16 protein-coding genes are annotated in these 14,532 nt (G+C 41.2%); 8 read left to right on the forward strand and 8 right to left on the reverse strand.

Annotation, left to right across the window (positions count from 1 at the left end; translation table 11 throughout):
- The first annotated feature begins 66 nt into the window (after nucleotides 1-66).
- From H6G74_RS27980 to H6G74_RS27990, 3 genes are read left to right on the forward strand one after another with little or no spacing between them, the layout of a single operon-like run.
- On the forward strand, nucleotides 67-1,272 hold the full coding sequence (locus H6G74_RS27980; RefSeq protein WP_242051368.1) for an McrB family protein: 1,206 nt from the start codon (nucleotides 67-69) through the stop codon (nucleotides 1,270-1,272).
- A 45-nt stretch (nucleotides 1,273-1,317) separates the two neighbouring features.
- Nucleotides 1,318-2,907, forward strand: coding sequence for an LlaJI family restriction endonuclease (locus tag H6G74_RS27985; RefSeq protein WP_190970847.1), 1,590 nt, complete (start codon nucleotides 1,318-1,320; stop codon nucleotides 2,905-2,907).
- Entirely contained in the window at nucleotides 2,904-3,422 is a 519-nt protein-coding gene (locus H6G74_RS27990; protein ID WP_190970848.1) for a hypothetical protein, read from the forward strand. The genes H6G74_RS27985 and H6G74_RS27990 overlap by 4 nt, the downstream gene beginning before the upstream one ends.
- A 288-nt stretch (nucleotides 3,423-3,710) precedes the next feature.
- Here the strand turns inward: H6G74_RS27990 and H6G74_RS27995 are convergent, their stop codons facing one another.
- The 8 genes from H6G74_RS27995 to H6G74_RS28030 form a co-directional block, all read right to left on the reverse strand.
- Nucleotides 3,711-5,558: a hypothetical protein gene (locus H6G74_RS27995; RefSeq protein WP_190970849.1), complete on the reverse strand. Its 1,848-nt coding sequence runs from the start codon at nucleotides 5,556-5,558 to the stop codon at nucleotides 3,711-3,713.
- Entirely contained in the window at nucleotides 5,555-6,088 is a 534-nt protein-coding gene (locus tag H6G74_RS28000) for a hypothetical protein (RefSeq protein ID WP_190970850.1), read from the reverse strand. The genes H6G74_RS27995 and H6G74_RS28000 overlap by 4 nt, the downstream gene beginning before the upstream one ends.
- 26 nt (nucleotides 6,089-6,114) lie before the next feature.
- The gene (locus tag H6G74_RS28005; protein ID WP_190970851.1) at nucleotides 6,115-6,831 is read right to left on the reverse strand and encodes a hypothetical protein; all 717 of its coding nucleotides are present in this window, start codon (nucleotides 6,829-6,831) and stop codon (nucleotides 6,115-6,117) included.
- Between the two features lie 13 nt (nucleotides 6,832-6,844).
- Nucleotides 6,845-7,147: a hypothetical protein gene (locus H6G74_RS28010; protein WP_190970852.1), complete on the reverse strand. Its 303-nt coding sequence runs from the start codon at nucleotides 7,145-7,147 to the stop codon at nucleotides 6,845-6,847.
- A gap of 84 nt (nucleotides 7,148-7,231) precedes the next feature.
- The gene (locus H6G74_RS28015; protein ID WP_190970853.1) at nucleotides 7,232-7,429 is read right to left on the reverse strand and encodes a hypothetical protein; all 198 of its coding nucleotides are present in this window, start codon (nucleotides 7,427-7,429) and stop codon (nucleotides 7,232-7,234) included.
- A 106-nt stretch (nucleotides 7,430-7,535) separates the two neighbouring features.
- Nucleotides 7,536-7,700 (reverse strand): hypothetical protein, encoded by a 165-nt coding sequence (locus H6G74_RS31775; RefSeq protein WP_313888522.1) that lies wholly within the window; start codon nucleotides 7,698-7,700, stop codon nucleotides 7,536-7,538.
- A complete protein-coding gene (locus H6G74_RS28025; RefSeq protein WP_190970854.1) occupies nucleotides 7,697-7,942 on the reverse strand; it encodes a hypothetical protein in 246 nt (81 codons plus the stop codon). Before H6G74_RS28025 ends, H6G74_RS31775 begins: the two co-directional genes overlap by 4 nt.
- 3 nt (nucleotides 7,943-7,945) lie before the next feature.
- Nucleotides 7,946-9,061, reverse strand: a complete 1,116-nt coding sequence (locus tag H6G74_RS28030) for a ParM/StbA family protein (RefSeq protein WP_190970855.1) — start codon at nucleotides 9,059-9,061, stop codon at nucleotides 7,946-7,948.
- A 238-nt stretch (nucleotides 9,062-9,299) separates the two neighbouring features.
- On the opposite strand from H6G74_RS28030, the gene H6G74_RS28035 reads away from it, so the two are divergent.
- The 5 genes from H6G74_RS28035 (at nucleotide 9,300) to H6G74_RS28050 (ending at nucleotide 14,426) form a co-directional block, all read left to right on the forward strand.
- A complete protein-coding gene (locus H6G74_RS28035; RefSeq protein ID WP_242051369.1) occupies nucleotides 9,300-9,512 on the forward strand; it encodes a ribbon-helix-helix domain-containing protein in 213 nt (70 codons plus the stop codon).
- A 98-nt stretch (nucleotides 9,513-9,610) separates the two neighbouring features.
- The gene (locus tag H6G74_RS28040) at nucleotides 9,611-10,336 is read left to right on the forward strand and encodes a hypothetical protein (RefSeq protein ID WP_190970857.1); all 726 of its coding nucleotides are present in this window, start codon (nucleotides 9,611-9,613) and stop codon (nucleotides 10,334-10,336) included.
- A 277-nt stretch (nucleotides 10,337-10,613) separates the two neighbouring features.
- On the forward strand, nucleotides 10,614-10,748 hold the full coding sequence (locus H6G74_RS31660; protein WP_277927185.1) for a hypothetical protein: 135 nt from the start codon (nucleotides 10,614-10,616) through the stop codon (nucleotides 10,746-10,748).
- Nucleotides 10,748-14,008: a DNA primase family protein gene (locus H6G74_RS28045; RefSeq protein WP_190970858.1), complete on the forward strand. Its 3,261-nt coding sequence runs from the start codon at nucleotides 10,748-10,750 to the stop codon at nucleotides 14,006-14,008. The genes H6G74_RS31660 and H6G74_RS28045 overlap by 1 nt, the downstream gene beginning before the upstream one ends.
- Nucleotides 14,009-14,054: 46 nt before the next feature.
- Nucleotides 14,055-14,426: a class I SAM-dependent methyltransferase gene (locus H6G74_RS28050; RefSeq protein ID WP_242051370.1), complete on the forward strand. Its 372-nt coding sequence runs from the start codon at nucleotides 14,055-14,057 to the stop codon at nucleotides 14,424-14,426.
- Nucleotides 14,427-14,532: the final 106 nt, after the last annotated feature.

The following is a 14,532-nucleotide window of genomic DNA, read 5'->3' on the forward strand; positions in this document are numbered from 1 at the left end:
TCAGGGACGTACGTAATTGCCCAGGCACTCGTCTACCTCTTGCCGAAAGGAGGCAGGAATCGCCGAATGGTAGTCTGCCAAAGCGCAATCACAGCTTTTACAAACAGCTTCTTTCTTATAAGCAGACAAAAAACTTTCTTCAAAGTTATTCATGGCTGCTCAAGAATGGGAACACTAAGAATAACAATTATTTATAATCTTATGTCAGCAATAATGAATCAACCCATTCAGAGAATTCTTTTTGGTAGCCCTGGAACTGGCAAAAGCCACAAAATTATTTCAGAAATTATACCTAAGTGGTTGAGTATAGATGAATCTGTAAATCCAGAAAACGTTATCAAAACAGTTTTTCACCCAGAATATACCTATGGAGACTTCATGGGTAAATTAGTACCGATTACGAGATCTGGGAAAGTAGAGTACAACTATTATGAAGGGCATTTTCTCAAAGCACTATCTCAGGCTTACAAGAATATTAAGGAAGCTTACGATAAAGAAGGTAAACAACTCAATCAACCAAAAAATGTTGCTCTTGTGATTGATGAAATTAATAGAGGTAATTCCTCTGCTATATTTGGTACTGTTTTTCAGCTTTTAGATAGAGATGATGATGGTTGGTCAAGTTACGGACTTAATTTAACTGCAATTGAATTTCTTAAGTTATTAGAATTGATGGGAACCAAATTTGGTTATGATGAAAGAGGGAATATTAATGAGTATAGATTGCAACCTTATGATGGAGTTGCCAAGCTAGAAACATTACAAAAGAAAATTGATTTTTTAAAATTTGATTTAGTAAATAGAGTTATTAGAATTCCTCCTAACTTATCTATACTTGCTACTATGAATACTTCTGATAGCTCTATTTATTTCATGGATAGTGCATTTAAACGTCGTTGGGACTGGGAATTTGTGAACTGGGATGAGAGTAAACCTGCTATGGCGACGTATGGAAAAGGGGGAATCCTAGACGATAATGAATGGAAAAATCTCATTGCCAACCTTAATAATTTTATCAAAAGCCATCATGCCTCGATTCGTGGAATTGAGGACAAGCAAATCGGTTATTACTTCATTAAACAGCCTGTAACTGCTGAAAAAATTCAGAATAAACTAATGTTCTTCTTGTGGGATAGCGTTTTTAATCGTGATAAAAAGCCACTAGTTGAGCTTCTAAAAGTAACAAAAGATAGTTTAGTAACTTTCGGAGATTTTACTAAATTACATAATAATTTCATTGAAAATATAATAAATTTAAGTAGTAAAAAATAGTTTCAAATAAAAAATAGTAGATAGTACCATCTTTCTTTACATTCCATGTTTGACTTTTCAAGCTTTAAGTTAGTTAAAGGCTCTAACGATTTTTTTATTGGCATTCGCAAGTCTAAATTAGGAAACAATTTTGAATTTTGTTTGCCAAATGGCTTCGATGATTTTCCAGAGGGTGACTTTGATGCAATACGAGATTTATTCTTCAAGATGTATCGCACCTTTCGCAAGTTTGAGCGCGATAATTTAAACAGCAACCGATTCAAAATCAACAAACCGGACTTTCAACAATATCAGGATCAAACGACCCTTTCATCTGGTGGAGTCAAGATACAAACTGAGGAAGGAGATGTTTGCGTACTCTACAGTAAAATAAAAATGATTGAGCGAGTTATAGAAGCCTATGATGATCTGACAATCAACTCAATTCAAAAAAAAGTTAGACTTAGTGAAGATATTGACTATTCTCAGATTCACAAATATCTAGATCGTGCTATCTATCTAAGTGATAGTCAAAATGGAGATGTAATTTATGTTGAGGCTATGGATCTACCACGTTTGACTTTACGCTATGAAAGCACTGATATTGTGAATTTATATTGTTATATTCTTGATGAAATTGTAGAGCAGTTAAAGGGTGATGTACCAAATAATATTAAAGCACGTAGTCAAGATATCCGCTTTCTAGGTCAATCTTTCAAGGATGATTACCTAACTAGCAACCAGTCTCTTTTTGACAAAGATACTTTTGAGGATACTATTAAAATCCTCAAAGAAGTTTTAGATAAAATAGATAAAAATACGTACTATAAAGATGCTGATTATTGGGAACTTTACGAAGCTGTTGAAACATTTCTATATGGTGAGCTAAATCCTGAGCAAGGAGATGGTGAATTTTGGGGTATGTATGGGTTTTCTCTAATTTGGGAAGATATGTGTCATACGTATTTTTTAAAAGAACACCGGGATGAAATTTGTTATGCAGATATGGACATTGCTTTAAAAGGCTATGTTAACCCGCTAAGAAAAGAAGAAGAAAAAAATCGGGTTGGAAATCGCACAATTAATGGCGGAGGTGGAAATTTTAATCAATGGGTTTACTCCACCAGCTCAAATATTCCTAAATCTTCAAGTAAAGTTGGAGAAAAATTTAACTGGGATGAACTACTTTGCATTACTTTTAATTTAAGTGAGCGAAAATTTGTTTACTCACATCCTAGATATAATAATAAATCCCTTGAAAAACGAGATAGAAGTCAATCGTTGCATCGTTTTATACGTCCTGATTTGATTTTGAAAAGCCAACTTGGAAAAGAAGATAATAGTTTAACAGAAACTAATTTTATAAAAATTATTGATTATAAAGATATTCCAATAGCTTTTTATAAAAGTAAGAAATTGCCTCCAAAATCAGCTAAAAAATATAGAAACGACCTAATCAAACAGCTAACATATGAATATGCACTCCAGCAAACACATCAAATTTATGCTAATGAATTTTTTATTCCTTATTATTATAAGGTAGAGCCATCTAACCCATTAGGTGAAATTGCTCCAGAAATAGACCTGAAAGGTATAAAAATATTTAAAGCTAACTTTTTTTTAATTCAAAATATTTATTTGGAAAGTGACCTATGAAGTCTGATTTAGATACTATTGGAACTCGCTCGTCTGATACACATTTTCAAAGTATTTATGTTCCTTTTATATCTTTTGCTAACGAGAAGCAGAAAGATAGTATAGAACGCTATATTTTTCAGCAAGTAGATGATTTCTTTCTTAAAATATCTCCTGGTGTTAATGCAACTCAATTATCCTATTCAAAGGTTATTACAGAGAAGGATTACCAAGAAATTCAAATAAGTTATTTTTATGATAACTTATTTCATGACTTAGAACGCGGCTCTGATGGTAAATTAAAATTAAAAGTTAAATGGAGTATCACTTTTGACGAACGATGTACTCCAATTCAATTGGTAAATCTTCCTGCAAATTATCGGGGACATGAACCCAACCCTAAATTTTTAGATAAAGATAATGAAGGTCGTCCCCATCGAAAATACGGCACTATAGAAATTAACGGAGTTCCAATATTTTACTATATTTACTTTACACTTCAGGAAATATTGGATGTAGTTAAACAAAGTTCATAACTTGGAAATTCCATTTAAATCATTCTTCCTTTTTAAAATAAAAAACAATTACAATTATCAGCATGATATTGATAATTATCTAATAATAAATGGCTATTTATTTGGGTATTTATTATTGGTGTCTAGCGGACACTACTGAGACACTTGGTGTCTGGGCGGTGTCTGGTGTGGTGTCTCGTGGTGTCTGTGCTGTATAAGGGTTTTGGGCTTTAGTGTCTGTAGTGTCTAGTGAGGAGTGTCCGCGAAAAAAGCGCGTTTTTGGGGCTAGACACAAGACACCAATCGCAGTCAAATTTGATTGAGCTTGATAACCCCCTCGCCTATCCATTCAGCCATACCTGCCCCCACAATTTCGTACATCCAGCCCTTAATTTGCTCAACACTAAATCTCTCACCGTTCACTTTAAAATTACCTTTGAACTCTCTTACATCAGCTTCTATTCGCTCTGTACGGGTGAGATATTCATACAATTTTTGTGCCATTGGTGATAATTTATTGGGGGGTTCTTTGGGATCATCAGTCTTGCCACCGATGTTAAATTCCAGTTCATAAATGCGCTCTAAAGTGGCTTTATCAATGGGCGGCGGTTCATGAGATTTCACCGATTTATCAACCATAAAATCAATCCGCTTGTGGTCGAGTTTGGGCAGTTCAATAGGCAACCATTGACCATGCCCTGGTAGTTTAATTTTGCCCAGACCCGATGCTTTAGCCTCTGTAGTAATTGGGTCAACTTGTGCGATTAACTCAATCTCTAATAAAGCCGCATCTCTAAGTTTTGATAACCCTTTGGCTTTGGCTAAAATTTCCATTGTGCGGTCATGGGCAACAAACAAAGGAATCATCAACTGTTTACGAGATTCGGTCATAGCACAGCGAAACCATTTACCAACAAAATCAGGGTCGGGCTTCCATTTTTCATCGTCACAATCATCTGGCATTGGCTCAGTTATATTATCTGTCCAAGTTGTAAACTCCTCAGCGACTACACAGAAATGTTGATTTGTGTCTCTTAAGTGTTGCGTCCATTGCTCCTCAACCATTCCACTTTCACGATAGGCTTTGTAACGGCGGCGCATTTCCGCCATGTACCATTGCATGAAGTCGGCTATTTCCCTGTAGCCAGTAATCAACTGTACACCGCGCCATTCCACATCAGTACCGTGCGGGTCAAGTACAAAGATTTGATTCCAGCCAGCAGTACGCTTATGCCAGATAATTTCTCTGGTAGTCCATGATTTACCCGCACCCATGCCCCCAAATATCAGCGTGGGGTAGCCGATGGTGTTTTTGAGCCAGCGATATTTGTCGCCCTGGGCGATCGCTGCAAGGTCTGCTGATGCTTCCACCTTATCGTTGGGGTCAATCGTCCCCTGTAAAGTCTGAGTACCTTGCAGATAAGGCGTTTTCGTGTTGCGTAGATGCTTAATATACTCTGCCTTCTGTTGCTCAGTCATCCCCGCCGTTTGCGCTTCAAAGATTGCCTCAGATGCCTCCATTTGAGTAACTTCAATTTCAGTGTTGGCGTAAATCTCCGCTTTTTGAATGTCAACAGTGCGGTCATTGGCGATTAAATCTAAGTCAGCCTGCAACTCCACTTCTTTAATAGCAACATCTCTGTAACTGTCTAACAACTCGCTCCGTGCTGCCATTTCTGCTCTTGCTGCATCCCGTTTTTGGGCGATGTCAACAAAAACTGCCCTCTGTTTCTCCTCGTCCTGGCAGTGGCGCAGCATCCACCCAGCCAGGGCAAACCCCAAAAATGCAGCTGTAGCAAATATTGGTTTGTTTGGATTGCTTGCCCTGACTAGCCCGTTGATTCCCCTGGCTGGATCTCTCACTACTTGGGGGGGCATTCCGTCTAACTGCCACTGCTCCCAGTAGTAAGGAGTCATGCGGAAAGGTCGGTTATTACTGTCATTGCACACAAATGCTTTTAAAGGGGTTTTAATGCAGAAGTAAATGCGATCGCTTGATTCCCCCTGCCATGCTAATGCAGCTGAGGCAAGACCGACAGTTAAACTTAGCCCAATTGCAACGGCTTTCCTATCCATTGACAACTGACCAAACCATTTCATGAAACGCGATTGCTGAGATTGTTCTAACTGTTGATGTTTCTCACTTAAGTAATTCATTTACTCTTACCACCACCAAACAGAAAAATCATTAATATCGCTATAAATATGGCCACTCCAGCACCGTGAAACCAACTTGATTCACCCGCAGTTTTTGGCTGATAAATTGACTCAATAGAAGTCTTAGCTGTAGCTGTAGAAGTTCGAGCCTCATTCCACTCACTAATGGGTTCACTAAGCGCACAAAATAGAGCTAATGATGCACTGCAACCTGTCATTAAATTGGTGACAAAATTGTTGAATTCTTCACCCGTTGCAGTGGCAGTAAAATACAGGTGTGCAGTGCCTACCGCTAAGAACATTCCAACAGGGTGAACTTGCAACAGATGAAAGGTGAAAATTACTGCACTGTTTAGACAACCGCCAGCGACAATTTCACAAGCATTACCAGCACGTCTAAGTGTTCTAGCTTTATTATTTTCTGGTAATGGTTGCGGTTGGGATGGTTGCTGTTTTTGTGTAGGTGTCAGCCCTTCATATAAAAAAGGGCTGACGCTATGAGGATCTTCATCTCGTTTCCTTTCTAGCATCAGCCTGTGTCCTCTCAACTAACTAGTTATCTGTCGCCTAACTTCTGCCAAAGATTTCCTAACATTGCACCCCAACCTCTGACTGTTCCGGTTGCAGAAACACTTGATGTTGGTGCTGAATTTTGGGCTTGAAATGGTATTACTTCCTGTAGTGAAGAATTGGGTTCTAATGCCCTTGTCCCATACCTTGCACGGGCTAAAAGTTGTTGGCGTTTTTCTCTTAATCCTGTGGTGATTGCTTGCCGTTGAGCTTGCACAGTTTGTCTATTTTCTATGCTGCTGATTTTGTTCTCATGTCTCCACAATTCTGCCTGTAAATCGTGGTGTAATTGTGCAGCCACTTCAGCTAGTGCGTGTTTACGTTTTTGGTCAATTCGCAACAGGTCGGCTCTGTCTTGGGCATCTACGCGGCTCATCTCCGAATCGAACTCAGAATTTAACTTGCGAATCTTGGCGATGGCAGTAGCAACATGAGAACCGTATTGCTTTCTTAGTTCTGTCCAAGTTACTTGTCCTTTGGTCAGTTTCTCCATTGCCTCAAAAACCACTTTGGCATTATCCAAAAATGGCTCTAATCTGTCCGCTAATTCTTGGGCGTTATTAGCGTAATCTGCAAACTGTTCTAGCTTGTTAATGTCTGAAAGATAACTCAAAATATCTGCATTAAATCCGCCCCAGGTTTGCGCCTTTTCATCAATGTGGCTGGCATGACTCATTACTGGATTACGTATTGCAAAATCCATTCTGCGGTTCTCCTTAGCGTTGGTATTTAAGTTGATTGATAATTGCTTCTGCCAGTCCCAAGTGGTCGCCTATTGGCGTGTACTGATACAAATCCTCTTGAAGTTTTTGGATTGTTTGGGCTGATTCTTCTAATAAATATTGCCCTTGTGTAGCGATTTCAGCAGCAATTAAGTTTTCAGTTATCGCTTTTAAAAAGTGCAGTTTTTCAATGCGATTAATACCTTCAAGGCAAGAACCATAAGTATCTTGAAGCCAGTCTAAATAACTGCCATCTCCCGGTGTTAGAGCGCAATAGTATCCAAGCGGTTTCGTCATGATTTACAATCCTTTTGTGTCTATGATGCGTAGATGCCATTCGGAGTGGTCGCTCGGTGTCCAGTCAAGCGACCGATCTCCTTATCATTGAAAAAATCCTTCTCTTGAAACGTCCACAGTTGAAGCTGCTGCTGACCATTGCAGTGTGTTGAAAAATTGGCTTACGTCCCCAAGGGTTACATCACAATCAAAACGTAAGCCTTGATACTGTGGATGCTGCCGAATTTGGGTTACTAATTGTTGGGCTTGTGCAATCAATTCGGGTAGTGGCTGAGTGTTCATAATTCACCTCAAAAAATTGATAATTGCAGTGATTCTTGACTGATGACCGAAGCATTCGTACTCATCCCTGAGACTTCATAACAGCGAGTAGTTAAAGACTTGTGATTTAGCAATAAATCAGCTTTCTTTGCCCAGCCAGAGGGCGAAAGTGGTATTTAGGATGCTCTCTTGTTCCGGTTTGATAGAGGTACTGATACAGCGTCCGGTCGATTTGGTAAACCTTGGAATTGGTTAGTAGAGTTGAGTCATAGACTGGATTTAAGTTATTCATGAAGCCACTCCCTTAAACTGAGAAGCCATAGTGGCTAGTCCGGTCTTATTCGGTTGAATTGCTGTTGATGGAGAATTTTGATTTTTTGGAGGGGTATGTACACCAATACCACCTTGAAAAATCAGCTTTTCTATTGCTGCTGATAGGGCTTGTGTTGGGGCATCCTGGGGGATATTGAACATCTGGCACAATTCAATAACCGCTAAGTAAGAGATGGTTATACGCCGAGATTCGTAATTCATTAATTAAGCTCCTGTGGATATTTCCGTTAATAGCTTCAATCCAAAAGCATTGATAAATTGGGGATTTTCTAAAACCACGAATCCCAAGTCAGCAAGATTTTGATCCACTACTGGCAGGGAGACACCACCGCCCCAAGCAACAAGGTATTTTGCACGGTCTAAATAATTGCCACTCGTGACAAAGTTAGCGAATTTTTCAATGCGATTCGACCACCATTCATCCAGACATTGGGCATATTCAATTTCAAAATTCTTGCCTGTAAGGTGATTACCTCCATAAGTAAAAGTACTTTCTAAAATCCCTCGGTTAACTAAACTTGCTGAATGTTTTACTTCCTTAGAAATTAGGCTCATTGGGTCGTTTCGTTTGTCAAGAGCTTCTGCAATCATTGAGTGCAGTTGCCCACATCCACCTTCAATCAAATGTTGGTTTATAACTGCGCCATTGCCGTTAAAAACTGTGCCAAGCCAAGTTGAAGAACCGATATCAAGGGCGATAGCTATTTCTGATTCTTCAAGGGTTAGGGTTGGTTCACCAAATAAGCAGTAGGCGATGCTGCCAAACCCCTCTGGATAAATGCCTGTGACTACAATGGAAACTGTTTTGGTAACAATCTCACGATTGACGGGGTGTTTGTGCTGGAAGGTGTGAGTACCTTGCACTCTGCGTTTAATTTCTTCCGCCCAACGTTGTGGGTTGTGGTTGCTCAAGCTGATTTCTAGCTTCATCCCATCGGGGATGTTCAGAACTGCTAAGTCTGCAAGGATGCTTTCTAATGCCAGTTCTGCTTTTTTCGCTTTATCTTCGTGCAGTAGGGTATGGTCACTTTGTGCGATCGCTGCACTGCCCCAAAAGAATTGTGTGTCTTTTAAGTCCAGACGCTTCCCTTCGACATAATGCACCCATGCGCCATCTTTCGATATGGTTTCGTGATGGCGAATGTTGCGATTGCGAACTAATGAGTATGCAGCAGGCATCATGATGCAAAAATCACCATAATCTGCCTTGCCGTACCCTGCGCCTGGGTCTTTACCTGCAATTAGAGCAGTTAGCCCAGAATTGGCAAGCTGGTCTGCTTGAACTAGCCAATTTGCGGCATTGGCGTATGTGGTTGTCATGGTTCTGATGGTTGGTAAAAGTCTTTAATTATCTGGCTTTGGAGAATTTATCGGCTGAAGTGCCTTAAATCCACACATCCAGGTATTGGTAAGCCTAAACTTCACTTTCTGGCTTCTATCGCCTTTGTTGGGTGACTGTTTTTGGTTTTGTTAATGATATGTTAGCATAGAATCGCATGAAAAAATAATGCGATAGCATGAAATTAGCTAATTTAATTACTACATGAGGATAGAATCGATGAATACAGAAGCTTTCATCGACATGACTAAAAGAACAACTATTGTTTTACCTGATGCAGTTTATGAAGATTTGCAAATATGGGCTGATGAAGAAGGTAGAGCGACAGCTAATCTCGTAGCGTTCCTTGTAGAGCAGGCCGTAAGGGCTAAATTCCCCTCTAAATATCCTCCTGCTTATAAAAGAGTAGAGGCAAGCGATCGTCAAGCATAACGCTAATAGATAGCTACCTGTTTAAAAATGCAGTATCAAGCATTACTATCAGTACAGAAGTGCTGATTTCAAATCATCATTAATCTTTCAAGTCTCCAATGACTACCCTCAAAGACCCACCAGCAAATTTTCAACCCCCACTTTGTAACCAAGCAGCGTTTGACAAAATTAGGGAGGCAATAGACTATCAATCCACCCTTGCTCTAGCGGCTAGTGGTTTGGCGGTGGGTGCAGGTGGTATGTTCCATCCGGCTGGTTGGTTAATTTTTGGATTGGCTTACAAGCCGTTGGTAGTAACTCAAAAACTGGTACGGTTAGAAAGAATAGGCACTTCAATTTTCCATGAATTTGAGAAAGAAGGAGTCCTAGTTTATCCAACACTACCAGTAGAGAACAACAACCCTATCGACTTGTTTGTGAGATTTCCACAAACAACTCACCTGTTGATCTCAATCCGGTCAAAAGGAGATAGAGAAATTGTCTACAACGAAGCAAGGGAGGTGTTACAGGTCAAGCGCAAGGATAATAATGGATTGAAAATATGGAAACCTTGCCCACTGGTTGAGTTAGCAGATTATGAAAAGTGGCTCAACAAGAATAGAGATAAGTTTTTGATGACCTCCCGTGAGGCAACAAAAACACCAACAGCAAAAGTTTTGGTTTTATGTCCTCCCACCAAGGCATCACCAAATCATAAGGAACATCTTTATACGGAAATAGGAGATATGAGAGTTCTAGTTCTCAGGAGGAAAGGCAGTGCATTTGTCATTCCAGAGTTGGAAGTCAATAACTTTGTTAGGGCTTGGCTATCCAAGTACAAATAGGTTAAAAGGTGAAAACCCCGTTTCCCGTTGGGAGACCGAGGTTTTCCGAGTTCTATTCAATTGGAATTGGGGATTGGGTTTCGCCGCCTAATTAATATCCCTACCAGTAATTTTATCTCACATTTTGGAGTATTAAGCCATTGTAACACTGGCCACCCAAATAGAAAGAGCAATTCAGGAATTTTCAGGGGGATAACCTCTGATAACTTGTATAAAAAATTACGGTAAAGGATAGCTCCAATTCCTCCAAAACACATAGTTAATGGAGGAACAGGAAGTGCAATTATCGCTATTTAATGACTCAGCCACTCGTGGTAAGCGACACTACGCATCAGTCGCAGCCCAAGAATCACAAAATTACCGATTAAGCAATGGTCAACAATTAAATATTGTTAAGGGAGGTATCGCGTAATGGTTGCACAATTCCCCCATGAAACAGCGATCGCTTCCTTCGATATTCGGAATTTCGTAGACCAGCTAGAACCAGCCAAAGAGAAAAATAAATACATCTGCCCAGCTTGTGGTGGTCATAACCTCAGCATCAACCCCAGTAACGGCAAATACAGTTGTTACAATGACTGCCTTCACCGAGATATTCGAGAAGCAATCAAGCCTTGGAGTGAGGTATTAGAAGAAAGAAAACTTGGTACTTACACACCACTACCGAGATTCAAGCCCCTGACGGCGAAAAAACTAGCCTTCCCACCCAAGGTTTTAAATCTCGACCCATCACAGTTAAAGGTATGTAGGCTAAGGAGTGATATCACCACGCCACAACCTGTAACCCCCGATTTCGTTCCTAAATCCGTTGCCATCAGGCTATCGGATTCAGGAGCCACAGCAGAGGAACTAAAAGAAATCACAGTTATTGAATACGACTATGGCAATGGGCGGAAGGCACACAGATTTTCTTGTTCCTGTGCTGCTGTCCCCAAAGGCAGAGTCAAAACATTCTCCGTCAGCCGAATTGACCCCATAACTAATAAGATTGCCTGGAAGAAAGAAGGAAAATGGCCAGCTTACAGACAAGAAGAAGCGATCGCCATCATTAAAGCCACAGATGGCATCCCCATACTGCTGGCCCATGAAGGTGAAAAATGCGTCGAAGCCAGCCGATTACAAAACTTAGCCAGCATTACTTGGGTAGGCAGCAGTTCTGACGGTGACATACTCCATTCATTAACCCAAATCCAGCACAGTACAGGTAAAGATTTTTTACTGGCTTACTGCACTGATAATGACGAAACTGGCTGGAAGAAACAACAGCGAATCAAAGAGATTTGTCACCAAGCCGGAGTAAATTTTGTTGCCATCGACTTGCTAAGAATTCAACCCAGCCTGCAAGATAAAGGAGACATAGCAGACATTTTTGAGTCAGGCATGACAGGCGATGAATTAGTAGAGCTACTACTTCAGCAGATTGCAGAAGTTACAGCCCAACAGCAACAACAACTAGCCCAAAACACAATAGATGTTGCGGATTTGGACTCCGAGCCGGACAGCACATTCCTACAAAAAGGTTTTAACACCCTTTACGGCGAAACAAAATGGATCTGTGCCGATGGCAAGCTGTACTACTGGCATGGCAAAGGCTACAGACACTCACCCGATGCTGTTGAGCGTCGGCGGATCACCAATTATTGCAATTCCTATTCGGTCATCAAGAAAAACGGCGATAACTTTGTCATCACCTACCCCTACGCCAAACCCAACAAGGTCAAAGAGTTGCTGGAGTGGGTGAAGCTGCGAGTCGAAATTGACCCACAATTACTCAATCCCCCAGGGGTTAACTGTACCAATGGCGTGTTAGCCATTGACTGGTTATCCCCAATACCCCAGCCAGTCTTAGAAGAACACGACCCAGACAAGCACTTCTATACTTATGAGCCATTGGTGAAGTATGACCCCAAGGCGGATTCAAGCCACTGCGATCGCCTGCTGGAATGTCTAGATGAACCACAACAGCAAATCTTATTAAGGAACTTGGGGGCGAGTCTTGATTTATTGGAAGTTCGCAAGCGTCGCGGACGAGAAACAAAGGTCATACTGGCTTGCGGATTGGGTGCAAACGGTAAGGATTCCATTAGACAGGTAGTATCTACTATTTTCGGTCATCAAGGTATGACCAGCTGTTCCCTAGCTGACTTTGTGGCTTACGATGAAGGGCGGAAATTTGCCTTAGCTCCCCTGGTCAACAGTCGGGTGAATTGGGCATCAGAAAACCCACAAACCACACGACTCGATAAAATTCAATCGCTGAAGCTATTTGCGACTGGTAACGTCTTACACTCAGAACGCAAAGGCAAAGACCACATCGAATTTGACCCCAGAGCCATCGGCATCTTTAACTTGAATGAAACCCCGCCATTGCACGGCACAATTCAAGCCACTATCGACCGCATCACCGCCCTGCTGTTCCGCAAAACATTTAAGACCAATCCTGACCCCAACAACCCCGATGAGTTACTAGCTGACCCCCGGTTCGCTTATGACGTGGATTTTGTGCGTGAGTGTGTTGCCCCGGCATTTTTAAACAAAATGATTGCTGGACTACAGGCATTAATCGTTGAGGGCATTGACTACAGCTGTACTCAGCAAGCCTTGGAGGAGATTCAGGCAGAAAATTCACACCTGTTCCAATTCTGTAAGGACACAGGGCTGGCTTATAACCCTTCGGGTATTGTCACTGCTTTTGATATCTGGCAACGTCTAGAGGATTGGTACATTGACAACGGTACTTTGTCATTTGAAGAATCTAGCAATGGCAAGGTGAAAGCGATTTGGCAGGAACAGTCCAAGCCCAGCGATAAAACAGTCAAGGCGATTAACCAAGCCCTACCCAGAATTAAAGCATTATTCCCCAAAGCCAAATTAACCACTGTTCCTCACCCATCGGGTAAGCGGAAATTACAAGCACTGCAAGGAATTAGTTTTGATAATGTGCCAATGTCAATAACTGGCACACCCATAGCAATAAGGGAAAATTCCACACCAAATTCCACATCAAATCCACACCAACAAAGCCAGATAAATCAAGACTTCCACACCAACCACACCAGTTATGAGGGGTCGGATGAAAAAAATCTGTGGGGTCAACAAAAACCCGATCTAGATCAACAACCAAAATCAAATATCAATGTCAATGTCGATTCGGCTGATCAAGATTGGGATGGGAATGAGAAGCCAAAATCAGATATCAATCCCAATGTTGATTGTGATCATGAATTAGAGGTGGACAAACTGGTGTGGTCGGTGTGCGATGAAGTGGCAGCAAGCACTCCAGCCGATTCAACTGGTGTGGAGACTGCTGTGCCATCCGAGCTTATTGCTATGCCAGAGAGCTTATTGACAACAGAATCAGGCCAGCAGTCGAGCGATGGTGCTGACGGGGCTTGTCCACAAGATGATGCAGCAGCGTCACAACAACCAGTCAATGGTCAACCCTGTGAAAAGCCAAAATCTGCTAAACCCCTATTTACAAATGAAACAGAGGAACTAATCTCTAATGTGGAACTGATTAGGGAGTGTATTGCGGAGCAATCCTGGGACATGATTGAGCAATTAGCATCAGTCTGGACTAAAGAATATAAATCTGCTGTTTGGAAACAGTTGACTCCTGAAGAACGTTCAAAAGTGAATGCAATAAAAGCCCGTAACCAAACTTCAGGCTAAATTGTCAGCAGAAAAATGGTGAAATTTTGGACTAAGAAGTTGAACTATGGACACAAACGAACAACAAATCCTCTGTTCATGGGAGCTAAATGCCAAACCGTGGATGCGTGTAGTTCAACAAAAGCTTTTAGAAAGCCGCGTTTTGGTCACAGACAAAGCGATTATAGAAGCCATAGTTGAGCTAAAACCACAAACGTTTTTAGATATAGGGTGTGGTGAAGGTTGGTTGTGTCGGGAACTATGGTCGCGTGGGTTTGACGGCTGGGGAGTGGATGGCATTGCCCAAATGGTCGAAACAGCACTCGGCAATGGTGATGACCGCTTTGTAGTTAGTTCCTATCGTGATTTGCCTTCACAGAGATTTGGCAGCATACAACAATTTGACTGCTTTATCTGTAATTTTTCCATTCTGGGGTAAATATAGCGAAGCTGTCACCAGGGGCAAGATAGCCTGAAAGTCTTGTGGAGTATGGGTTTGAGAAAAAAGAGTAGCTCATTGGATTTTAGCGTTTTTGACGGGCGTT

The organism is Nostoc spongiaeforme FACHB-130 (assembly GCF_014698475.1).
Taxonomy (GTDB): domain Bacteria; phylum Cyanobacteriota; class Cyanobacteriia; order Cyanobacteriales; family Nostocaceae; genus Nostoc_B; species Nostoc_B spongiaeforme.